The sequence below is a fragment of the Nitrospirillum viridazoti CBAmc genome (genome assembly GCF_000730165.1).
GTDB classification, from domain to species: Bacteria; Pseudomonadota; Alphaproteobacteria; order Azospirillales; family Azospirillaceae; genus Nitrospirillum; species Nitrospirillum viridazoti.
Map to the genome: position 1 here is coordinate 734,304 of NZ_CP022112.1, position 21,277 is coordinate 755,580.

At 69.8% G+C, this 21,277-nt stretch carries 19 protein-coding genes; 4 read left to right on the plus strand and 15 right to left on the minus strand.

Annotation, left to right across the window (positions count from 1 at the left end; genetic code table 11):
- From Y958_RS25035 to Y958_RS25085, 11 genes are read right to left on the minus strand one after another with little or no spacing between them, the layout of a single operon-like run.
- Window positions 1-612, minus strand: a complete 612-nt coding sequence (locus Y958_RS25035; RefSeq protein WP_088874628.1) for a cytochrome c oxidase subunit 3 — start codon at window positions 610-612, stop codon at window positions 1-3.
- A complete protein-coding gene (gene ctaD, locus Y958_RS25040) occupies window positions 605-2,218 on the minus strand; it encodes a cytochrome c oxidase subunit I (protein ID WP_088874629.1) in 1,614 nt (537 codons plus the stop codon). Before ctaD ends, Y958_RS25035 begins: the two co-directional genes overlap by 8 nt.
- Window positions 2,215-3,186 carry a cytochrome c oxidase subunit II gene (coxB, locus tag Y958_RS25045; protein ID WP_088874630.1) on the minus strand — a complete coding sequence of 324 codons (972 nt, stop codon included), beginning with the start codon at window positions 3,184-3,186 and terminating at the stop codon, window positions 2,215-2,217. Before coxB ends, ctaD begins: the two co-directional genes overlap by 4 nt.
- Complete coding sequence (locus Y958_RS25050) at window positions 3,183-3,953, minus strand: SCO family protein (protein WP_088874631.1); 771 nt, start codon at window positions 3,951-3,953, stop codon at window positions 3,183-3,185. The genes coxB and Y958_RS25050 overlap by 4 nt, the downstream gene beginning before the upstream one ends.
- A complete protein-coding gene (locus Y958_RS25055; RefSeq protein ID WP_088874632.1) occupies window positions 3,950-4,327 on the minus strand; it encodes a hypothetical protein in 378 nt (125 codons plus the stop codon). The genes Y958_RS25050 and Y958_RS25055 overlap by 4 nt, the downstream gene beginning before the upstream one ends.
- Complete coding sequence (locus Y958_RS25060; RefSeq protein ID WP_088874633.1) at window positions 4,324-5,328, minus strand: hypothetical protein; 1,005 nt, start codon at window positions 5,326-5,328, stop codon at window positions 4,324-4,326. Before Y958_RS25060 ends, Y958_RS25055 begins: the two co-directional genes overlap by 4 nt.
- The gene (locus Y958_RS25065) at window positions 5,325-5,897 is read right to left on the minus strand and encodes a c-type cytochrome (protein WP_088874634.1); all 573 of its coding nucleotides are present in this window, start codon (window positions 5,895-5,897) and stop codon (window positions 5,325-5,327) included. The genes Y958_RS25060 and Y958_RS25065 overlap by 4 nt, the downstream gene beginning before the upstream one ends.
- On the minus strand, window positions 5,894-6,448 hold the full coding sequence (locus tag Y958_RS25070; RefSeq protein WP_088875227.1) for a DUF3341 domain-containing protein: 555 nt from the start codon (window positions 6,446-6,448) through the stop codon (window positions 5,894-5,896). Before Y958_RS25070 ends, Y958_RS25065 begins: the two co-directional genes overlap by 4 nt.
- On the minus strand, window positions 6,435-7,799 hold the full coding sequence (nrfD, locus tag Y958_RS25075; RefSeq protein ID WP_088874635.1) for an NrfD/PsrC family molybdoenzyme membrane anchor subunit: 1,365 nt from the start codon (window positions 7,797-7,799) through the stop codon (window positions 6,435-6,437). The genes Y958_RS25070 and nrfD overlap by 14 nt, the downstream gene beginning before the upstream one ends.
- Window positions 7,796-10,705, minus strand: a complete 2,910-nt coding sequence (locus Y958_RS25080) for a TAT-variant-translocated molybdopterin oxidoreductase (RefSeq protein WP_088875228.1) — start codon at window positions 10,703-10,705, stop codon at window positions 7,796-7,798. Before Y958_RS25080 ends, nrfD begins: the two co-directional genes overlap by 4 nt.
- A gap of 5 nt (window positions 10,706-10,710) precedes the next feature.
- Window positions 10,711-11,373 carry a cytochrome c3 family protein gene (locus Y958_RS25085; protein WP_088874636.1) on the minus strand — a complete coding sequence of 221 codons (663 nt, stop codon included), beginning with the start codon at window positions 11,371-11,373 and terminating at the stop codon, window positions 10,711-10,713.
- A 302-nt stretch (window positions 11,374-11,675) separates the two neighbouring features.
- Between Y958_RS25085 and Y958_RS32945 the strand changes: the two genes are divergently transcribed.
- From Y958_RS32945 to Y958_RS25095, 3 genes are all read left to right on the plus strand, one after another.
- Complete coding sequence (locus Y958_RS32945) at window positions 11,676-12,329, plus strand: flavodoxin family protein (protein ID WP_246136754.1); 654 nt, start codon at window positions 11,676-11,678, stop codon at window positions 12,327-12,329.
- Window positions 12,330-12,334: 5 nt separating this feature from the next.
- Window positions 12,335-12,757 carry a flavodoxin family protein gene (locus Y958_RS32950; RefSeq protein ID WP_246136753.1) on the plus strand — a complete coding sequence of 141 codons (423 nt, stop codon included), beginning with the start codon at window positions 12,335-12,337 and terminating at the stop codon, window positions 12,755-12,757.
- A gap of 176 nt (window positions 12,758-12,933) precedes the next feature.
- On the plus strand, window positions 12,934-15,006 hold the full coding sequence (locus tag Y958_RS25095) for a methyl-accepting chemotaxis protein (RefSeq protein ID WP_088874637.1): 2,073 nt from the start codon (window positions 12,934-12,936) through the stop codon (window positions 15,004-15,006).
- Here the strand turns inward: Y958_RS25095 and Y958_RS25100 are convergent.
- From Y958_RS25100 to Y958_RS25110, 3 genes are read right to left on the minus strand one after another with little or no spacing between them, the layout of a single operon-like run.
- A complete protein-coding gene (locus Y958_RS25100) occupies window positions 14,993-15,433 on the minus strand; it encodes a hypothetical protein (protein ID WP_088874638.1) in 441 nt (146 codons plus the stop codon). The two genes, Y958_RS25095 and Y958_RS25100, sit on opposite strands and share 14 nt — an antisense overlap.
- 56 nt (window positions 15,434-15,489) lie before the next feature.
- Window positions 15,490-16,107: a response regulator gene (locus tag Y958_RS25105; RefSeq protein WP_088874639.1), complete on the minus strand. Its 618-nt coding sequence runs from the start codon at window positions 16,105-16,107 to the stop codon at window positions 15,490-15,492.
- Between the two features lie 31 nt (window positions 16,108-16,138).
- The gene (locus Y958_RS25110; protein WP_088874640.1) at window positions 16,139-17,521 is read right to left on the minus strand and encodes a histidine kinase; all 1,383 of its coding nucleotides are present in this window, start codon (window positions 17,519-17,521) and stop codon (window positions 16,139-16,141) included.
- A gap of 230 nt (window positions 17,522-17,751) precedes the next feature.
- Here Y958_RS25110 and Y958_RS25115 point away from each other — a divergent pair, with 230 nt between their 5' ends.
- Window positions 17,752-20,169, plus strand: coding sequence for a TonB-dependent receptor (locus tag Y958_RS25115; RefSeq protein WP_088874641.1), 2,418 nt, complete (start codon window positions 17,752-17,754; stop codon window positions 20,167-20,169).
- A gap of 91 nt (window positions 20,170-20,260) precedes the next feature.
- Here Y958_RS25115 and Y958_RS25120 read toward each other — a convergent pair whose 3' ends face one another.
- Window positions 20,261-21,262 carry an Ldh family oxidoreductase gene (locus Y958_RS25120; protein ID WP_088874642.1) on the minus strand — a complete coding sequence of 334 codons (1,002 nt, stop codon included), beginning with the start codon at window positions 21,260-21,262 and terminating at the stop codon, window positions 20,261-20,263.
- Window positions 21,263-21,277 lie beyond the last annotated feature (15 nt).

Sequence of the window (21,277 nt, forward strand, 5' to 3'; positions counted from 1 at the left end):
TCAGCGCACCAGGTAGAGGATGGGGTAGAGGAAGACCCAGATGACGTCCACCAGGTGCCAGTAGAGGCCCACCACCTCCACGCCTGTGGCGGCGCGCGGCAGGGCCAGGCTGCGGCGGTGGACGCGCCAGGCCAAGCCGGCCAGCAGAGCCACGCCCACCGTCACGTGCACGGCGTGCAGCGCCGTCGCGACCAGATAGAGGTCCATGAACAGGTGGGCCGCCGGGCTGTCGAATGCCTCGGCCGGGGTGAAGGCCGGCAGCAGCTGTTCACGGATTTCCATCCCGTACTCCGCAGCCTTCAGGGCCAGGAAGCCGAGCCCCAGGCCGGCGGCGGCCAGCAGGCCCGCCACGGTGCCCTTGACCTTGCCCATCTCCGCCGCCGCCACGGCCAGGGCCACCGCCAGGCTGGAGGTCAGCAGCAACACGGTGTTGGCCGCCCCGATGCCGTAGTGCAGGCGGCGGGACGCGGCCGCCACCTCCTGCGGGTGCAGCAGGCGCAGGGCCAGCGCCACGGCGAACAGCCCGCCGAACAGCATGATCTCGCTGGCGAGGAACAGGTACATGCCCATCAGCGTGGTGTCGCGCTGCCGGCTGGGGGCGGCGTCAGCCATGGGCGCCCTCCCGCTTGGTGTCCGGCTCCACCGGGTACTGGTAGGGCGGTCCATCCACGGTGGGCAATTCATGGAAGTTGTGCTGGGGCGGGGGCGAGGGCACGGTCCATTCCAGCCCGGTGGCCCCCCAGGGATTGGGCGGCGCCTTTTCCCCATGCCGCAGGGAATAGAGCAGGTAGGTGAAGGGCAGCAGATAGGCCAGGCCCAGCACGCTGGCCCCGGCCGACGACAGGACGTGCAGCGTCTGGAACTCCGCCGGATAGACGTGGTAGCGCCGGGGCATGCCCAGATAGCCCAGGATGAACTGGGGGAAGAAGGTCAGGTTGAAGCCCAGGAAGATGAAGATGGCCGACAGGCGCCCCCACACCAGGGGCAGCCAGCGGCCCATCATCTTGGGCCACCAGTAATGCAGGGCGCCGAAGTAGGCGGACACCGTGCCGCCCACCATGATGTAGTGGAAGTGGGCGATGACGAAATAGGTGTCGTGCACATGCACGTCCACCGCCAGCATGGCCAGGATCAGGCCGGTCATGCCGCCCACCACGAACAGGCCGATGAAGCTCATGGCGAACAGGAAGGGAGGGTCCAGGGCGATGTGGCCCTTATACAGGGTGGCCGTCCAGTTATAGACCTTGATGCCCGAGGGCACCGCCACCGCCAGGCTGAGGAAGCTGAAGACGGCGCTGGCGTACATGGATTGCCCCGCCACGAACATGTGGTGGCCCCAGACCAGGAAGCCGATGATGGCGATGGCGATGGAGGATCCGGCCACGAAGCGGTAACCGAACACCGGCTTGCGCGCCGCCGTGGACACCAGCTCGCTGATCACCCCCAGGGCCGGCAGCACCATGATGTAGACCGCCGGATGGCTGTAGAACCAGAACAGGTGTTGGTACAGCAGCGGGTCGCCGCCCAGCGCCGGGTTGAAGACGCCGACGCCGAACAGCCGCTCCGCCGCGATCAGCACCAGGGTGATGGACAGGACCGGTGTCGCCAGCACCAGGATCAGCGAGGTGGCGTAGATCGACCACACGAACAGCGGCAGCCGGCCCCAGGTCATGCCGGGGCAGCGCAGCCGGTGCACCGTGACGATGAAGTTGAGGCCCGTGAGGATGGAAGAGAACCCCACCACGAAGATGGCGGTGGCGGCCAGGATGACGTTGCCGTTGGCGAACATGGAGGATAGCGGGGTGTAGAAGGTCCAGCCCGTGTCCACCCCACCCAGCACCAGCACCGCCAGGGTGAACAGCCCGCCCAGCATATAGATGTACCAGCTGAGCAGGTTCAGCCGCGGAAAGGCCAGGTCCCGTGCCCCGATCATCAGCGGCACCAGGAAATTACCGAAGGTGTTGGGGATGGACGGGATCAGGAAGAACCACACCATGATGACGCCATGCAGGGTGAAGGCGCGGTTGTAGCCTTCGTTGCTCATCAGGTCGGGCTCGGGCGTCAGCAGATCGATGCGGATCAGCGCCGCCGCCGCCCCACCCACGAAAAAGAAGAAGGTAATGGACAGGAAATAAAGGATGGCGATGCGCTTGTGGTCCGTGGTCAACAGCCAGGACTTCAGGCTGTGGCCATGCTCCAGGTAGCTGAGCTCGGTCATGGCGGTCCCCCGTCGTCGCGATCCTTCGTGGGTGGTGGCGCGTTCGCCAGGGACTTGATGTAGGCCACCAGCTTCAGCACGTCGTCCTCCCCCAGCACGTTCTGGAAGGTGGGCATGATGGCGGGATAGCCCGCCGCCACCTGGGCCTGGGGCAGCAGGATGCTGTCGCGCAGGTATTGCTCGTCCGCTGTCACCACGCTGCCGTCGGCCAGCGGCACCGGCCGCCCGTACAGCCCTTCCAGCGGCGGGGCGTGGACGGTGCTGGCCGCACCATGGCAGCCGCTGCAGCCCCTGGTGCGGAACAGAACGGCCCCTTGCGCCGCCAGCGAACCGTCGGTGCCCATACCCTCCAGCCAGCGGCCATAGTCGGCCGGCGTCTGCACCACCAGCCGGCCGCCCATGACGGCATGGTCGGCGCCGCAGAACTGGGCGCAGACCAGGGCGTAGCTGCCGGGCGTGTCGGCGGTGAACCACAGGCGGGTGTACCGGCCCGGCACCACGTCCTGTTTCAGGCGCAGCGCGGGCACGAACAGGCTGTGGATGACGTCCTGGGAGGCCAGGGTGACCACCACCGGGCGGCCCGCGGGTACGTGCAACTCGTTGATTTCCGCCTGGCCGCCCGGGTGCTGGAACTTCCACATCCACTGCTTGCCCACGGCGTTGATGGCCAGCGCCTCGGCCGGCGGCTGGTAGAGGTCGATGTACAGGCGGGTGGACCAGACATAGAAGGCCAGGGTGGCCAGGAAGGGGATGGCGGCCCACGACACCTCCAGCCAGACGCTGCGGTTCGCGGCATGGGTGCGGTCGGCCGGCTTGCCCCGCCGGTACTTCACTGCGAACCAGGGAATCAGGATGAACACCGGCGCCGACAGCAATACGGCCAGGGTCGCCAACCCCAGGAACAGCGTGTCCACCTGGTGCGCATGGTGTGAGGCCTGGCCGCCCCAGAAGGTCAGCAGCCGGTTCATGACTTCACCAGGCGGCGGTCGCGCCACAGGGACCAGGCGATCCAGCCCCCGCCGCCCAGCGCCACCAGCGCGCCGAGGGTGCGCAGCAGGGTCCAGACCAGGGGCCCGTTACGCCCGGTCATGGGATCGTAGTGGAAGCACAGCAGCAGGATGCGCTGGCCCCAGTCGCCAGCCCGGCCCTGTGCCGCCTCGTCCAGCGCCCGTTCCAGCGCGTCGGGTGCGGGCGACAGGCCATAGAGCCAATGGTTCAGCGTTCCATCAGGACGCAGGACAGCCACCGCCGCTACATGGGCGTACTGCCCGATGCGGTCATCCCAGGCGTAGCGGTAGCCCAGGGCGTCCGTCACCGCCCGGATTTGCTCACGTGTGCCGGTCAGGGCGTGGATGCCGTCGGCGGGCAGCGCCGGGAAGGCGCGGCGCAGGTCGGCCAGGTCGGCGGCGGCCTCGGCCGGCCCCTCGCGCGGGTCGATACCGAAGGCCACCAGGGTGAAGTCGCGGCCGGGGCGCAGCCTCTGCGCCAGGATGGCCTGGGCCAGGCCCGCCAGGGTGACGCCGCAGATGTTGGGACAGCGATGCAGGACCGGGACCAGGACCAGCGGCTTGCCGTCCGCCAGTCCGCCCAGGCTGACCGCCCGGCCGTCGGCCTCGCGGAAGGTGCCATCCAGGGGGATGCGGGCGCCCAGCCGCGGGTCGATGCCCGCCGCCTGGAAGGGGGCGAAAGCCGCCAGCCAGAACGCGGCGGCGATCAGGGCCAGGGTACGCCTCATTCCGGCGCCCCCGTGTCCTTGTCGTCCGGATCCGGCCATCCCTTCCTCGCCAGCAAATCCATGGCCCGATCGATGGGGATGACGGCGCGTCCGGCGTCGCGGTCGGCCCAGCCATAGCGGGTGAGATCGGCCTGGGCCCGCGCCCGTACCCGGGCGCCGCCCAGGTATGGCACTTCATCCAGGGGGGCGCCCGCCACGGGCGGCGGGGCAGTGACTGGCGTCGGCCCCCGGCCGTGGCCCAGCAGATGGACCAGCCCGGCCACGATGCCCAGCGCCACGGCGATGGAGGCCACCAGGCCCGCCGCCGACCACAGCACGACGCGGGGGGACATGTCGCGCGCCTCGGGGGCCCGGGTTTCCGGCGTCCGGCTCATACCCGCACCTCCCGCCAGCGCAGGCCGACCCAACTGAGCAAGCCCATTCCCAGCAACGCCAGAACGCCGGCGACCGCCGCGGGCCCCTGGCCGCGGGGCAGGTCGGGCAGCACCAGCCAGGCCGTTTCCAGCACCTTGCCCAGCAGCACGACGGGCGCCATGCGGGCCAGGGCCAGGCGGCTGTGGCGGATGGGCGGGAAGAACAGCAGGAACAGGGGCAGCAGGCCCAGCACGGCCACGGCGTACTCCACCACGGCCCACGCGCCCTCACCACGCCGCTGGTACCAGCGCACGCCCGGCGCCAGGTCCGTGGACCAGCTGATGAAATAGTGCATGAAGGCGAGGTAGGCCCACAGCAGCAGGGCCGTCAGCCATACCCCCGCCAGCACCCCCGCTGGCGCCGTCTTGTCCGCCATCACCCGCAGGGGAATCAGCACGGCCAGTGCCGTCACCATCTGGATGGACAGGATGTAGAGCCCGAAGCCGGAGGAATGGAATTCCGGATCCAGCGACATCAGCCAGTCGGTGGCCACCAGATCCTGGAAGGGAACCAGCAGGATGAGGGTGAAGATGGCCATCGGCACCGCCGGCCGCCGCCGCATCAGCCCCCAGGCCAGCAGGCCCGCCAGGGCGAAAAACAGCACGCCGCGCAGCCGGAAGGGCCAGGACGACAGGTACCAGCCGCGAAAGCCCGCCATGACCTCATCCGCCCAAGGGTACAGCACACGCGGCGCGATCAGCAGGGGCAGCAGGGCCAGCGCCGCCAAGGCCAGCAGGGGCAGGGCGGCTTCCGCCCCCGGCGCCAGACCCTGGCGCCAGACGCCGGGGATGAGGCGCATCATGGCCAGCAGGATCAGCGCCGCGATGGGCAGCCCGCTCCAGAAGGCGAAGGCCGCCAGCCATCCGCCGAGCGCCACGGCGGGCTCCACCGCCGCATAGGCCAGCACGGCGCCGCATAGGAGCAGGCCGCAGACGGCCGGGAAATAGCGGCGGGCGGTCAAGGCGGCCCCCCATCCAGCTTGGCCCCACCCAGCTTGGCCCCGTAGAGCTTGGCCCTGTCCGTGGCCTCCAGCGCATCCGCCGGCGCGTCGCGGCGGAGTTGCAGGGCGCGGATGTAGGCGGCGATGGCCCAGCGGTCGGCGGGGGCCACCCGGTCGGCGTAGCTGTACATGACGCCGTGGCCGCTGGTGATGACCTCCACGAAATAGCGGGACGGCGCCTGCACCAGGCGCGGCTCATGCAGGCTGGGCGGGGCCGGGAAGCCCCGTGCCGGCACGGCGCCGTGGCCGGTGCCGGCGACGTCATGGCAGGGGCTGCAATAGATGTCATAGCGCTGGCGCCCGCGTGCCAGCAGCGCAGCACTCATGGCCGGGCGCCGGTCCAAGGCGGCGGCGCGGGCGGGGTCGTCCTGCGCCACCGCGCCGGCCGGCGGGGCCTGCATCGCCTTGCCATCGGGGAACAGCCGGCCCGGCCCCGCCGCCTGGTAGCGGGGCTGGTGGGTCATCTCATCACAGCCGACAAGCAGGATGATCAGGACCGCGCACAGGGCCAACAGCAGCAGGTATCTCATTCCGGCCCCTCCGTCTGCGGCACGTCCACCACCCGCACGGGCGCCAGATCGCTGAGGAACCGGGCGGCCTCGCCAAACCGGGCGTCCTCGCCCAGGATCACCAGGAAGAACTTGTCGGTACTGGCCAGGTGGAAATCCGGCACCCCGAACACCGGGTGGTGCAGGCGGGGCAGGCGGTTCAGCACCAGCATGCCAAGGATGGCGCTGAGCACGGCGCCCAGCACCGTCAGCTCGAAGGTGATCAGCAGCGTGGCGGGAGGGGCCACCAGCGGCCGGCCGCCCACGGGAATGGGATAATCCAGGTTGCTCCACACCTGCAGGCCGAAGCCGGCGGCGGCACCCATAACGCCGCCGGCCAGGGTCAGCCAGGGGACGCGGTTGTCCTGGATGCCCAAGGCCTCCGTCAGGTCGGCCACGGGGAAGGGGGTATAGGCGTCCAGCCGACGGAAGCCGGCGTTCCTTGCCCGTTTCACGGCGTCCACCAGGTGTTCAGCGTCGTCGAATTCCGCCATCACGCCGAAGGGCGGCAGGGGGGCCTTACGCTCCGGCATGGCCACCTCCCTTCTCTTCACTTTCCTCGAACATCGCCTCCTTCACCTCGAAGGCGGAGATGACGGGCAGGAACCGGACGAACAGCAGGAAGGGCACCAGGAACACGCCCAGCATGCCGGCGAACAGCGCCACCTCCCAGAAGCTGGGGGTGTAGGGCCGCCAGCTGGATGGGACCCAGCTGTGATGCAGGCTGGTGGCCAGCAGCATGAAGCGTTCGCACCACATGCCCACCATGGCGGAAAAGCCGATGAGGAACAGGGCCAGCGGGTGCCGCCGCACACCCCGCCACCACAACAGCTGCAGCGGAACGAAGTTGGCGATGACGGCGCCCCAATAGCTCCAGGCGAACGGCCCGGTCAGCCGGTCGGCCAGCAGGGACAGCTCCGGCTTTTCCCCGCCATAAAGGGCGTCGAACACTTCCGCCGCGTAGCCGTAGGCGGTCATCAGGCCGGTGGCCAGCAGCAGGCGGCCCAGCATGTCCAGGTGCAGGGGCCGCACCAGATCCTGCAACCCCAGGGCGCCGCGCAGCACCACCGCGATCATCGAGACGACGGCGAAGCCGGAGAAGGCGGCGCCCAGCACGAAATAAGGCGGAAAGACCGTGGAACTCCATCCCGGCACCGGCCCGGCCGCCAGCAACAGCGAGATTTCCGAATGCACGGAAACCACCAGCGGCACTGCGATCGCCGCCGTCAGGCGATAGGCCTGGCCCCAGCGCGCCCAGTGCCGGGCGGACCCGCGCCAGCCCAGGGCGCCCAGCCCGTACAGCACCTGAGCCAGGCGGCTGCGGGCCCTGTCCCGCGTGGCCGCCAGGTCCGGCACGATGCCAATGTACCAGAACAGGGCGGAGACGGTCAGGTAGGTCAGGACGGCGAAGAAGTCCCAGGTCAGCGGGCTTTTGAACTGCGGCCACAGCGTCATGCTGTTGGGATAGGGGGCCACCCAGTAGAACAGCCAGGGCCGGCCCAGATGCATCAGCGGATAAAGGCCGGCGCAGACCACGGCAAACAGGGTCATCGCCTCCGCGAAACGGTTGAGCGAATTGCGCCAGTGGACGTTCAGCAACAACAGCATGGCCGAGATCAGGGTGCCGGCATGGCCAATGCCTAAGAACCAGATGTAGTTGATGATGTCGAAGCCCCAGTTGACGGGGATATTCAGGCCCCACACGCCCACGCCGTTCCACAGCAGGACGCCCAGCGCCGTGAAGAAGAGGGCCAGCAGGCCGCAGGCGGGCAGGAAGCACAGCCACCAGGCGCGTGGCCGGGGATAGTGCAGGGGGATGCCCGTCACCTCCGCCGTCACGTGAGCGTAGGCGGCGGCCCGTCGGGTGTCTGTCGCGTCCCTCATGCGGGGCCCCCGTCCTTATCCATGGGGGCGGGCTCGATGCGGGCGAGGTAGGTGGTGCGCGGCCGCGTCCCGGCCTCGGGCACCAGGCTGTAATTGCGGGGACTGGCCTTTTGGCGGCTGACGGCGGAGTTGGGGTCGGTGACATCCCCGAAGGTGATGGCCTGGGTGGGGCAGGCCTGCTGGCAGGCGGGCACGATGGCGCCGTCCGGGATGGCCTCCCCTTTCAGCTTGGCCTGGATGCGCGCGGCGCTGATGCGCTGGACGCAATAGGTGCACTTTTCCATGACGCCGCGCTGGCGCACGGTTACGTCCGGGTTGCGCTGGGCCTTCACGGACTCAGGCGCGTCGGCGGTATAGTCGTACCAGTTGAAGCGCCGCACCTTGTAAGGGCAGTAGGACGAGCAGGTGCGGGTCCCGATGCAGCGGTTGTAGACCTGCAGGTTCAGGCCATCGTGGCTGTGCACCGCCGCGTTGACGGGGCAGCCCATCTCACACGGTGCCTGTTCGCAGTGCATGCAGGGCACAGGCTGGAAATAGGTGGCAGGCGCCGCCGCGTCGCCCGCGTGGTAGCTGTCGACGCGCAGCCAATGCATCTCCCGCCCCATGGCCACCAGTTCCGCCCCCACCATGGGCACGTTATTCTCCGCCACGCAGGCGACGACGCAGGCGTTGCAGCCGATGCACAGGTCCAGGTCGATGGCCATGCCCCAGGACGGACGCTCACGCGGCGCATCGGGGTAGAAGCTGGGCGTGGGCTCTTCATGCGGCACCACAGGGTGGTCTGCCGGCACCGTGCGCACGAAGTCCTCGCCCTCCATGGCGTGGTGGCGCTGGGTGCTGGCGATGTCCAGCCGCCGGCCCGTGGCCTCCAGCGCCACCGGTTCCGGTATCAGGGGGCCCAGTGCCAGGGGATAGGCGTCGTGGCCCAGGCCATCCGCCGTCTGGCCGGGCAGGCGCCGGCCATAGCCCAGCGTCAGGGTGATGGTCAGCGCCTGTTGCCCCGGCAGGATCCAGGCGGGACCTGTGATGCTGGCGCCGCCCGCCGTCACGCGTACCTCATCGCCATTTCTCAGGCCGCGCTCGGCCGCCAGCTGGGGGCTGATGTGCACGACATTGCCCCAGGTGACCTTGGTCAGCGGTTTGGGCGTTTCCTGCAGCCAGGCGTTGTTGGCGGACGCGCCGTCCCACAGGGTGGGGTCCGGCCGGACCAGCAGAGTCAGGCCGCCTGTTGTTGCCGCATCGGCGGGCGCGGGTAGGTTGGCGGGGAACTCGGCGGGCTGGGGCGTCACCCAAGCCGGGGCGCTGTCGGGAATGAAACCGCGCACCAGCGCGTCAGTCCAGCGCCGCTCAAAGTCATCGCCCCAGGCGGGACGCCAGGTGGCCTGCACCACCTCCCGGTCGGCGGCGTCGCCGCCCATCAGGCCATCCAGCAGGGCGTGGCGCCCACGCACGTCGTAAAACGGGCGCACCAGGGGCTGGATCAGGCTGACGGTGCCGTCCACGGCGCGCGCATCGCCCCAGCTTTCCAGATCATGGGCCAGGGACGCATGCCAGTGGCAGGCCGCGGCGGTTTCGTCCACCAGCGTGCCGGCATGCAGGCTGAAGGGCACCCGGGCCAGGGCGTCACGGAAGGCGGCGGCCTCGCGGGCGGCGTAGGCCGGGTTTGCGTCCAGGACCAGCAGGGCGCGCACCTGGCCTTCGGCCATGTCCCGCAACAGGTCATGCCATGGCGCGGCTGTCGCCACCAGCGGCCCGGTGAAGCGCAGGCAGCCGCCCAGCGCGCCCAGCCGGGTACTGAGGTGCAAGGCCTGGGCCTGCAGCGCCGGATCGTGCCAGGCCCCCACGGTGATCAATGAACGGCCGGGATGGGCCAGCAGCGCCGCCCTGGCCTCATCCGCCCAACGGGCTTCCTGAGGGCTCAAGTCCGCCGCCTCACCGCCCAGGGCCTGCATCAGGGCCGACAGCCGCTGCACCCCGGCCACCAGCCGCAGGTCAGCACGGGCGCCGGTCAGGGTGGGGGTCGGTTCCGCCACGAACAGCCGGCACGGACCCTGGCCGGTCTGGCCTGCCAAGCGCCGTCGCGCCCAGCGCCGGGCCAGCGTGGCCTGGGCGGGGCCCGGACCCAGCGGGTCGTCATCCAGGCACACCACCACGTCCGCCTGATCCAGCAAAGGGTGTGCCTGCAAGGGCTGGCCGAAGGCCAGCCGCGCCGCCTCCAGCCGCGAGGCGTCACCCATCGGGTCCAGCACATGCCAGCGTGCCTGGGGCCAGCGTTGGGCCAAAGCCGTGATCTGGCGGACCAGCGTCGGTGAGGTGGTGGGGCCGGTCAGCAGGCGCAGGCCCTCACCCTGGCTGGCGTCCGCCGCCCGCGCCATCCCGTTCAGCGCGGTATCCAATGCGGCCCAGGTCGTGGGCTGGTTGCTGTGGCGGGGACCCTGCGAGCGGTCGGGATCGTAAAGATCCAGCAGGGCCGCCTGGGTGAACAGGTCGGTGCCGCCGCCGGTGGCGGGGTGGCTGGCGTTGCCCTCCAGCTTCACCGGCCGCCCGCTGTGGGTCTTGCCCAGAACTGGCTGGGCATAACCGCCCAGGCGCACGGCGGTAGCGTAGTGGCGTGCGACGCCCGGCAGGTCGCCCTCCGGTGCCGTGACATAGGGCAGGGCCGTCTCATCCGGCCGGCCGTCGCAGCCCGTCAGGCCCGCCAGCGCCAGGCTGGCGGCCACGGCCTTCAGCGCGGCGCGGCGGTTCAGGCCGGCGGGCGCCAGCGACGGCAACAGGGCCGGGAACTCAGCCGCCAGCAGGTCACGGAAGGCGGCAGTGTCGGCCAGATCCTCCAGGCTGCGCCAGAGGCCGCTGCCGGTACGGCCGCTGAGGGCCTGGATGACGGTGTCTCGCGCCGTGCGGTCCATGGGCATCACCGGTGGCACAGGGTGCAGTCGGTCATGCGCTCGGGCTTGATCCCGAGCAGCGCCGCCTGGTGGGGGCCGTAGTCGGCGTGGCCCTCGCGGTCCCAGGCGCGCCAGTCCATGCGCGTCACCTGGTCGGGCGGGCGCAGGTGCGGTCCGGGGTCGCGGTGGCAGTCCAGGCACCAGCGCATCTGGAAGGGCTGGGCCCGCATCATCAGGGGCATCTGGTCCACCCGCCCGTGGCAGGTGACGCAAGGCACCCCGCGTGCCACATGGATGCTGTGGTTGAAATAGACGTAGTCCGGCAGGCGGGCCACCCGCTGCCAACGGATGGGCGTGCCGGTGGCGAGGCTGTCGCGCACCGGTGCCAGGGCGGGGGCGCTGGTCCACAGCTGGGAATGGCAGGTCATGCAGGTGTGGGTGGCGGGGAACCCTGCATGCGGCCCCGTCTCCACCGTCGTGTGGCAATAGCGGCAGTCGATGCCGACATCGCCCACATGATGTTTGTGGCTGAAAGGTACCGGCTGGTCCCGCACCCACCCCACGGCGGTGATATAGCTGGATCCAATGGCCCCATCCCACAGCAAGCCCGTGACCAAGACGCCCATCGCCGCCAGCAACACGCCGGCGCGCAGCCAGGTATCGGCGGATGCCGTGAAGATCTGGGGCATGGGGCGGGGATCCCCCTTATTCGGGTGTTGGGCTTCGGGACCTGAGCTGAACGAAGGGGAGCTGAACCGAGCCGCCCCCTGAACCGGTGCCCGGCCGGTTTGGTTCCAGACCTGCGGCGTCCTGTCGCGCCCACGGAAGGACGAGGCTTTGGCGCGGCAAGAACAAGCATTGGCCTGCTGGTCCTGGCGCTGCTGTAGTACGCGCATCCCTGCTGCCTGCTTCGCTGCCGGCGGGTGACCTGAGGCCGGAACCGGCCGTCCCCCTCGCCGGTTGTGCGGCTTTCCCCGCTGCGATGGACGCCATGCCGGATCCCACCCAACCTCGCGAAGGTACCCCCAGCCCCAGGCTGGAGGAGGCGGAGTTCCGCCGCCGCTTCCTGGCGCCCTTCCAGGATCCGGCCTTCGACGCCCTGGGCGGGGAGCTGGACCGCATCGCCGCCGCGGCCTGGGACGCCTACAGTCACCAGCGCAAAAGCCCGCGCACCCGCAAGGCCGGCCCCGGCTTCCATGATCCCGGCTATGAGCTGGCGACCGACTGGATCGCGGCCCGTGAGGCAATCGAGGCGGCCCAGGCGCAGCACGACGATGCCACCGGCCCCAACCGCTTCCTGCTGATCAGCGGCTCATCGCGCAGCGAGCACACCTGCCCGGGGGAAATGTCCAAGTCACACCGCCTGGTGGATTTGGCGCGATCGGTGCTGGAGGCAGGCCCGGACACGGTGGTGGAGGTGCTGGAACTGCATCGCCTGGCCGCGGAGTACGGCCGCCGCATCCACCCCTGCAAGGCGTGCTTCTCCACCGCCGCCCCGCTCTGCCACTGGCCCTGTTCCTGCTACCCCAACTATTCCCTCGGGCAGGCCCAGGACTGGATGAACGAGATCTACCCCATGTGGGTGCGGGCCCATGGGGTGATGATCGTGACGCCGGTCAATTGGTACCAGTGTCCTCACCGGTGAAACTCATGATGGACCGCCTGGTTTGCGCCGACGGCGGCAATCCCGACCCGACCCTGACCCAGGGCAAGGACGCCCAGCGGGCCAAGGCGGTGGAGCTGGCGGGTTGGGACTATCCCCGCCACCTGGCCGGCCGTCTGTATTCCGTCATCGTCCATGGCGATGTGGAAGGGGCGGAAAATGTCAGGCGCAGCCTGTCGGACTGGCTGCGCTTCATGCGGCTGGTGCCCGCAGGGCCCCAGGCGGAGCTGGACCGCTACATCGGTTATTGGAAGCCCTACGCCACCAACCACCAGGAGCTGGACGCGGACGAGGCCGTGCAGGAAGAGGTGCGCAACGCCGCCCGCACCCTGGGCGAGGCCGTGAGGGCCACGCGCCAGGGGCATCAGGTCGCCGCCGGCCACGATCTACGCCCCCCGCGTCAGAAGTAGACGGCCCAAAAGCCGACACTGTTGGCGCTTAACCGTTTGTTCAAGGATTTGTCCTAATTCTCACGCTAGGGATTAACCACTACGGCTAGCCATTGCGGGATGGTGGCCGTGGTGCGGGGCGCGGTTTCGTCGGGTGCGGGACCGGACGCCCCTAGGACCGTGAGGGGAGACGTCCGATGACCATACGCAAGTTGATCGCATCATGTCTGGGTGGCGTCGCCGTCCTGATGCTGGTGCTGGGCGCCGTGGTGGCGGTGGAGCAATGGCGGGTGGCGGCCGCGGCGGCGGACGCCCAAGGTCTGGCCCGCGTGATGGCGGCGCTGACCCGCATGACGGAGAACCTGGCGGTCGAGCGTGGCCCCACGCTGGTGGCGCTGGGCAGTGCCGATCCGGCGACGCTGGCCCCGATGAAGGAGCAGCGCGCCAAGTCCGATGCCGTGCGTAAGGCCCTGGCCGATCTGCTGGCCACCGAGAATTTCGATACCAAGGACAGCTTGAAGACGGTCATGTCCACGCTGGACGGCCGGCTGGCCACCCAGCGCGGCATCGTCGACGCCCTGGTGGCCAAGCCGGTGGCGGACCGTCCGGCGGCCGAGGTCGATACCTATGTCAAGGGCATGTTCGCCATCATGGCGGACCTTGGCGCCGAATTGAACGCCACCAGCCGGTCGCTGCTGCAGCGCGCGCCGGAGGCAGGGCACTATGCCAACATTGCCGTGATGGCCTGGTCGTACCGCGACTATGCCGGACGCCAATCCTCCATGCTGTTGCAGGCCCTGAACAGCGGCAAGCCCATGAGCCCGCAGGCCATGCGCGACGTTCAGATCATGCAGGGGCATCTGGACGACCTGGAAGGGCGGCTGGACGGCCAATTGGCCCTGGCCGGCACGCCCGACAGCCTGGTAAAGGCGGCGGAGGCGGCGCGCCAGGGCTACAAGGGCATCTTCGGCGCCATGCGCGCCAAGGTGCTGGAGGCCAGCGCCGCTGGCACACCCTATCCCGTCGACGTCACGGAATACCGCAAGACCAGCGTGCCCCAACTGGCCGGCATCCTGGGCATCCGCGACGCCGCCATCGCCGAGGCGACCCGCCTGGCCGACGAGCAGCATGCCAGCGCCAGCCGGGCCCTGCTGCTGGTCACCCTGCTGCTGCTGGCCGCCGGTGGCGTGCTGGGGGGCATCGTCTGGCTGGTCGGCCGCCGGGTCACCGGCCCGCTGTCGGTGTTGACGCAGGTGGTGATGAAAATTGCCGGCGGCGACCATGACCTGGCCGTCCCCTTGACGGAACGCCGCGATGAGATCGGGGAGATGGCGGGCGCCATCTCGACCTTGCGGGTCAATGCCAAGGAGGCCGACATCCTGGCCGATCGCCAGCGGGAGGAGGAGGCCGCCAAGGAACAGCGCCGCCTGCGCCTGGAGGCGGCGACCCGGGAATTCGCCACCTCCATCGACCAGGTGGTGGAGGGTTTCTCCGGGGCCGAACGCTCGCTGCGCGGGGCGGCGGACAGCCTGACCCTCTCGGCTGGCGACACCATCAGCCTGTCCAATACCGTGGCCGGCGCCGCCGAGGAGACCTCCGCCAACGTGCAGACGGTGGCGGCGGCGGCCGAGGAACTGAACCAGTCCATCAGCGAGATCGCCCGCCAGATGGTGGGTGCCACCACCACCTCCGAGGCGGCGGTGCGCGAGGCCTCGACCACCAAGCAGTCCATTGACGGCCTGGTCGGCGCGGCCCAGCGCATCGGCGACGTGGTGAAACTGATCACCGACATCGCCAGCCAGACCAACCTGCTGGCCCTGAACGCCACCATCGAGGCGGCGCGCGCCGGTGAAGCCGGCAAGGGCTTCGCCGTCGTGGCCAGCGAGGTCAAGGCCCTGGCCAACCAGACGGCCAAGGCGACGGAGGAGATCCAGGCCCAGGTGGGCGCCATTCAGGGAGAGACGGCGCGCGCCGCCGCTGCCATCGACGGCATCACCGCCACCATCGCCAGCATGAGCCAGATCACCACCGGCGTCGCCTCGGCGGTGGAGGAGCAGGGGGCGGCCACACGGGAAATCGCCCGCAACGTTCAGCAGGCCAGTGTCGGTACGCAGGAGGTGTCGTCCAACATCACCGGCGTACGCACCGCCGCCGACGAGACGGGCAGCGCCGCACGCAGCGTGCTCAGCTCCTCCGACGTGCTGGGCCGCGAGGCCGATACCCTGCGCTCGGTGGTCAGCGGCTTCGTCGCCACCATCAAGGCGGCGTGACGGCAGCAGGGGATTGGGCAGGGGCGTCGCCGCCAACCGCGGCGGCCCCCTGTCCAGCCCGCGCCATAAGCAGGGCCGCCGCCAGGCTGAAGCCATAGCCCCAGAGCAGCCAGGCGCCGGCCAGGCGGCTGACGGTATCGTCGGGCCCGTAAACCCGGGGGAACCAGTTCAGGACCAGGCCGTCGGCGACCATGACCACGGCGCCCACCAGACCCACGCCCGCCATCAGCTGTTCCGGTGCCAATCCCGCCAGCCGCCGGATAAGGTACACGGCGGTCCAGGCGACCGAGACGGTACTGGCGAAGTTCAGCGGATTCCAGAAGGGATCGGTCAGAAGCTGGGGCAGGCCGCGCAGGTAGGCCAGCGCCGACAGCCAGAACACACCCCCCAGCACGACCAGAATAGCGGCCTGTCGTCCCGTCAACATCCCATCACCCCCTTACATCACGTGCATTCGCTTGAGAATACGCGCGAGCGGGCCGGTCAGCTCACCCCCATTTCAATGGACAGGCGGATCAGGTCGGCGGTGCGGGCCACGCCCAGCTTGGCCTTGATGGCGGTGCAGGTGTTGGCGATGGTCTTATAACCCACGCCCAACTCGCTGGCGATTTCCGCCAGCGCCCGGCCTTCGCCCAGCAGGCGCAGGATTTCCAGGTCGCGTTCCGTCAGGCGCTGCGCCGGGTGGCTGGCGGGCATGCCGTGCACCGCCAGTTCCTGGGCGATCTCATTCTCCACATAGCGGCCGCCCTCGGCCAGACGGCGGATGGCGGCCAGCAGCTCATCCGGGTCGGCGTTCTTGCTCATGTAACCCTTGGCGCCCGCCGCCAGCGCGCGCGAGGCGTACAGCGCCTCGGCATGCATGCTGAACACCAGGACGCGGGCCGTGGGATCCTCGATCAGCAGGCGCTGCAGCAGCTCCAGCCCGCCCACGCCGGGCAGGTTCAGGTCCAGCAGCACAATGTCCGGCCGGTCCTCGCGATAGCGGGTCAGGGCGTCGCGGCCCGTGGCGGCCTCGGCGATTGTGGTGTCGGGCAGGGGGGCCAGCAGGCGCCGCAGGCCGGAGCGCACGATGGCATGGTCGTCGACAAGCAATAGCTTCATGGGGCCGTCATTCCTGATGCCGTCATCCTGATCACGCCGCTTCCGGGGTCGCCAAGGCCGATATGCCGGTGGCCGAAGGCAGCACGGCGTGGACACGCACGCCACCTTCCGGCCGGTTGGCCACCGTCAGGCTGCCGCCCAGGGCTGCCACCCGTTCCGCCATGCCGCGCAGGCCATAGCCTGTACTGGGCGGCGCGCCCGCCGGCAGTCCGTCACCGTCATCCGCGATGTCGATGGTGATACCGCCGGCGGAGGACGCCACGCCAACGCTGACGGCCCGGGGCCGGCCGTGGCGGATGGCGTTGCTCAGACTTTCCTGCACCACCCGGTAGATCGCGGTGTCCCCCGCCTCACCCAGGTGCGGGCCAGGCGCCACGGTGACGGCGATGGCCACGTCCGGCCGGCGCGCGCGCCAGAAGGCCGCCAGGTTCTCCAGGGCAGCCCTCAGGCCCAGGTCGCTGAGGCCCGGCGGGCGCAGGCGGGCCAGGATGGCCTTCACCTCTTGCTGCACATGGGTCACCGCCTCGCGGGCGGAGCGGGCCTGGTCGCGCATCGCGGCGTCACCCGCCCGTTCCGCCGCCGCCATCAAGGCGGTGACGTCAACATTGATGGCGAAGAGATAGGGGCCGACCTCGTCATGCAGGTCGCGGGCGAGATCCGCGCGCTCCTCCTCCTGGATGGTCTGCAGTTGTTCGTGCAGGCGGCGGTTGCGCGCCTCCGCCGCCGCCAGGCGCTCGATCATGCGGTTGAAGCCCACAGCCAGGCGGCGCAGTTCCGGCGGGCCCGCCTCCGCCACCGGCCGCGCTGTCTCCATGCCAGTTTCCGCCACCTGGGCAAAGGCCTTGGACAGCCGGTCGACGGAGCGCAGGGCCCGGCCCAGCGTCCAATAGACCATGGGCAGGGCAAGCGCGCTGAACAGCATCATCATGACGGCGTCATCGCCCAGTTCGCCCCACACCTCGGACACCTCGCCTGAGGGATCGGTTTCGAGGCGCAGCCACAGGCCCTGGCCGGAAAAGCCGGGCAGGGGCACCTCCGCGCTCAATTGCGGCACGTCCAGCGACCGCACGAACCAGGCGGGGGCCGGATGGTCGGGCACGGCCAGGCGGGAGCTGGCGACCACCCCGCCGCCCGGCTGGCGCAGGCTGACCCTCAGGTGACGGTCGCCGTTGAAGGCGCCAACCAGCCGGGTCAGCATGACCGTGATGTCCTCGTCACTGCGGTCCTGCGGCGCCGGTCGACCGGCCAGATGGGCCAGCGCGCTGCCGACCGTGTGCTGGCCCACGGACAGGGCCGCCTCCATCTCCGTGCGGACGGACCGCTCCGCCCGCAGCCAGGCGGCGGCCCCGCCGGTGGCCAGGCTGACCAGCAACAACAGGGCGATGCTCAGGACCAGTCGGATGCGTAGCGACATGAGGTTGGTTCCCCAGTGCCAGTGGCCGGTACCAGTGGCTAGTAAATGTGTGGCCGCCCACCTTCGGACGACGCCTCCCACCGCTATCTAACAGGCGCTTGGGGGACAGGTGCAACAACCGCCGTGATATCGGGAATTTTTCCCGGGAAAATCGGGAAGGGGGCCTATGGCCGGGCCGGGGCCCAGGGGCTAGCCTAAGGCCAGCTCCATCCCACCGGTGCGCCCCGATAATGAAGAACATCCCGGCCGGCTTGTTGGCTCTGCTCTGCACCACCTGTTCCACCTTGGCCCTGGCGGCCGAGCCCGATCCGGCCCCCGATGGCGCGCCGCCGACCTTGAGCGACATCATCGTCATCGGTGTGACCCCTCTGCCGGGCGCCAACGTGCCGCTGGACAAGGTGCCGGCCGCCGCCAGCACCCTGTCGGCGGATGACTTGGCCCGCCTGCATTCCATGTCCATCCTGGACGGCATGGCCCAGCGGATGCCGGGGCTGGCGCTGTCGGACACCCAAGGTAACGCCCTGTTCCAGGATGTCCGCTACCACGGCTTCACCGTTTCCCCCCTGCAGGGCACGCCCCAGGGCATCGCCGTCTATCAGAATGGCGTGCGCCTGAACGAGGCCTTCGGCGACACGGTGAACTGGGACCTGGCGCCGGAGGTGGCGATCGACCGCCTGACCTTGGCCACCAACAACCCGGCCTATGGGCTGAACGCCCTGGGCGGGGCGGTGACCCTGGAGATGAAGAACGGCTTCACCTTCCAGGGCGCGAACGCCGAGCTGCTGGGCGGCAGCAACGGCCGGATCCAGGGCTCCGCCGAGTTCGGTTGGCAGTCCGGCGGCTTCAGCCTGTACCTGGCGGCGGAGGCGGAAAAGGATGATGGCTGGCGCAAGCAGTCGGCGTCCGACGTCGAGCGCTTTTACGCCGACGGCGGTTGGCGCAGCGAAACGGCGGAGGTGCACCTGATCGCCGCCGCCGCGCGGTCCAGCCTGGGCGTCGTGGGGCCCACGCCGCTGGAAATGATCCAGGCGGACGAGACCGCCGTCTACACCTGGCCGCAGACTACCAAGAACGACAGCGGCATGCTGGCCCTGAACGGCAGGATCGACATCGCCCCGGGCTGGGCCCTGCAGGGCAATGTCTACGGCCGCCATTTCGGGCAGAAGCATGTGGACGGCAACGACAGCGATTTCGAAGGCTGCAGCGCGCGCTCCTCCTACGGCGGCAAGCTATGCCTGGAGGATGACGCCTTCGGCACGCCGGCGGGCGGCAAGACAACCGCGTTCCGCAACCAGTTCGTCATCACCGACCTGGCCGGCCACACCTTCGCTTTCGACCGCGACGCGACCTACGGCACCCTGGATCGCAGCGCCACCGACACCACCGCCGTGGGCGGGTCGCTGCAACTGACCAGCGACCGGCCGCTGATGGGCCTGGGCAACCGCTTCGCCGCCGGCGGTAGCATCGATCACAGCGACATCCGCTTCACCGCCACCAGCACGCTGGGCATCATCAACCCCGACCTCTCGGTGACGACCCAAGGCGGCGACGCTGGCGATATCCCGGGGGCCGGCCTGATCATCCGCACCCTGGGCAACCTGGGCTATGCCCCCGTCTGGCTGTCCGGCACCACCGACTATTACGGCGCCTACGTCACCGACACGCTGGACCTGACGCCGGCCCTGTCACTGACCGCCGGCCTGCGCCTGAACGTGGCCGACATCAGCACCCGCGACCGGGGCGGGGCGGCGCCCGAACTGAACGGCGACAACCGCTACACCCACTGGAACCCGCAGGCCGGGCTGACCTATCAGCTGGGCGGTGGGGTCAGCGTCTATGGCGGCTATTCCCAGTCCAACCGCGCCCCCACGCCGCTGGAGCTGGACTGCGCCGATCCGTTGCGCCCCTGCCTGCTGGAGAACTCCCTGGTGGCGGATCCACCGCTGCGCCAGGTCGTGGCCAACACCTACGAGGCCGGCGTCCGCGGGACCCAGGGCATCCTCACCGGCCGGCTGGACTGGACCGTGGGCCTGTTCCGCACCGATAGCGATAACGACATCGTGGCGCTGGCCAGCAGCATCCAGGGCCGCGGCTATTACACCAACGTGCCCGGAACCCGCCGCCAGGGCGTGGACGCCGGCCTGACCTTCGCCGCCGAGCGCTGGCAGGTCTACCTGAACTACAGCTTCGTCGACGCCACCTATCAGTTCGACGGCGTTCTGGCCTCGCCCAACAACCCGCAGGCGGATGACAACGGCACCATCACCGTGCACAGCGGCGACCGCATCCCCGGCATTCCCCGCCACCAGGTGAAGCTGGGCGGCGACGTGGCAGTGACCGACGCGTGGAGCGTGGGCGGCGCCGTGCAGTACTATGGCAGCCAGTACCTGGTGGGTGATGACGCCAACCAGAATTCCCAGCTGACACCCTATTGGACCATGGACCTGCGCACCTCTTACCAGATCCTGTCCAACATCCAGTTGATAGGCGGCATTAACAACCTTTTCGACCGCCGTTACGCCAGCTACGGCACCTATTTCGACACGGGCGGCGCCAGCGACATCTTGGGCCGCTCGTTGAGCGACGCCCGCACCCTGACCCTGGGTGCGCCGCGCACCTTCTATGGCGGTGTGAAAGTGTCATTCTAAGACGTTGAATTCATGCAGTTCCCTGTGGGCGACGCGATAGTGCCATCAGGGAAGGGGGACCGGTTTCCATCCGCTGCCGGTCCCCCTCTTTTTATCCGCCGGCCGTCAGGGTCTGGAGTTCTTCCAGCAACGCCGCCGGCACCTCCAGCCCACGGGCCTGTGCCTGGGCGCGGGCCGCCAAGCGGCGGTCGCCCGGCAGGCGCGCACCATCCGCGACGATGGCCTGAACCAGCTCTCCCATGCGGCCAGCGAAGTCGGGGCCGCTGAACGCCGTGGGATCGAAGGCGATGATGAGTTGGCCCACGGCGGGGCTGGGCCCCTGGGCATCCAGGAAGGAACTGGCTTGCCAACCGTACCGCCCGCCGGCCAGCGCGCCGCAGAGGATTTCCACCATCAAGGCCAGCGCCGCCCCCTTGGGGCCGCCGATGGGGGCCAGCGCGCCCTTCAGCGCTGCCGCCGGATCGGTGGTGGGATTGCCATCGGCATCCACGGCCCAGTCGGCCGGAATGGGGCGCCCGGCCTTCTGCGCCGCCACGATCTTGGATCGGGCGACCAGGGACAGCGCCATGTCGATGACCAGCGGCGCCCGCCCCGCCACCGGGGCGGCGAAGGCCAGTGGGTTGGTGCCGAGCAGCGCCCGTCGTCCGCCCGCCGTCGCCATGGCGGCCGGGGTGTTGGACATGACCAGGGCCACCATGCCCTGGTCCGCCAGCCGCTCCACCACCAACCCCGCTTGGCCGATGTGGTGGGAGGCGTGGATGCCCGCGCCCGCCGTGCCCATCTGGCGTGCCAGGGCGGCCACGGCATCCACAGCCATATCCACGGCGGGATAGGCGAAGCCGCCGGCGGCGTCCACCCGCAGGCTGGCGGTGGCGGTCTGGATCAGGCGTGGTACAGCCCCGCCGTCGACCTTGCCGGCACGCACCTGGGCGGCATAGGACGGCACACGGGCCAGGCCGTGGCCGGCCTGGCCGTCGGCCTCGGCCGCCACCAAGGCGCGGGCCACGCTGCCGGCGGCGGCAGGCAAGGTGCCGTTGGCGGTCAGCGCCTCGACAGTCAGCGTATAGGCGTCGGTGAGGGAGAGAATGGGCATGGCGGCGGCACAGGT

What these genes read in the sequence shown, in the direction of transcription:
- Y958_RS25055 (WP_088874632.1), bottom strand. Translation starts at nt 4,327, where the DNA reads ATGAGCCGGACGCCGGAAACCCGGGCCCCCGAGGCGCGCGACATGTCC.
- Y958_RS25065 (WP_088874634.1), bottom strand. Translation starts at nt 5,897, where the DNA reads ATGAGATACCTGCTGCTGTTGGCCCTGTGCGCGGTCCTGATCATCCTG.
- Y958_RS25050 (WP_088874631.1), bottom strand. Translation starts at nt 3,953, where the DNA reads ATGAGGCGTACCCTGGCCCTGATCGCCGCCGCGTTCTGGCTGGCGGCT.
- Y958_RS25110 (WP_088874640.1), bottom strand. Translation starts at nt 17,521, where the DNA reads ATGTCGCTACGCATCCGACTGGTCCTGAGCATCGCCCTGTTGTTGCTG.
- Y958_RS25100 (WP_088874638.1), bottom strand. Translation starts at nt 15,433, where the DNA reads ATGTTGACGGGACGACAGGCCGCTATTCTGGTCGTGCTGGGGGGTGTG.
- nrfD (WP_088874635.1), bottom strand. Translation starts at nt 7,799, where the DNA reads ATGAGGGACGCGACAGACACCCGACGGGCCGCCGCCTACGCTCACGTG.
- Y958_RS32950 (WP_246136753.1), top strand. Translation starts at nt 12,335, where the DNA reads ATGATGGACCGCCTGGTTTGCGCCGACGGCGGCAATCCCGACCCGACC.
- Y958_RS25085 (WP_088874636.1), bottom strand. Translation starts at nt 11,373, where the DNA reads ATGCCCCAGATCTTCACGGCATCCGCCGATACCTGGCTGCGCGCCGGC.
- Y958_RS25070 (WP_088875227.1), bottom strand. Translation starts at nt 6,448, where the DNA reads ATGCCGGAGCGTAAGGCCCCCCTGCCGCCCTTCGGCGTGATGGCGGAA.
- ctaD (WP_088874629.1), bottom strand. Translation starts at nt 2,218, where the DNA reads ATGACCGAGCTCAGCTACCTGGAGCATGGCCACAGCCTGAAGTCCTGG.
- Y958_RS25080 (WP_088875228.1), bottom strand. Translation starts at nt 10,705, where the DNA reads ATGGACCGCACGGCGCGAGACACCGTCATCCAGGCCCTCAGCGGCCGT.
- Y958_RS25115 (WP_088874641.1), top strand. Translation starts at nt 17,752, where the DNA reads ATGAAGAACATCCCGGCCGGCTTGTTGGCTCTGCTCTGCACCACCTGT.
- Y958_RS25120 (WP_088874642.1), bottom strand. Translation starts at nt 21,262, where the DNA reads ATGCCCATTCTCTCCCTCACCGACGCCTATACGCTGACTGTCGAGGCG.
- Y958_RS25035 (WP_088874628.1), bottom strand. Translation starts at nt 612, where the DNA reads ATGGCTGACGCCGCCCCCAGCCGGCAGCGCGACACCACGCTGATGGGC.
- Y958_RS32945 (WP_246136754.1), top strand. Translation starts at nt 11,676, where the DNA reads ATGCCGGATCCCACCCAACCTCGCGAAGGTACCCCCAGCCCCAGGCTG.
- Y958_RS25095 (WP_088874637.1), top strand. Translation starts at nt 12,934, where the DNA reads ATGACCATACGCAAGTTGATCGCATCATGTCTGGGTGGCGTCGCCGTC.
- Y958_RS25105 (WP_088874639.1), bottom strand. Translation starts at nt 16,107, where the DNA reads ATGAAGCTATTGCTTGTCGACGACCATGCCATCGTGCGCTCCGGCCTG.
- coxB (WP_088874630.1), bottom strand. Translation starts at nt 3,186, where the DNA reads ATGAACCGGCTGCTGACCTTCTGGGGCGGCCAGGCCTCACACCATGCG.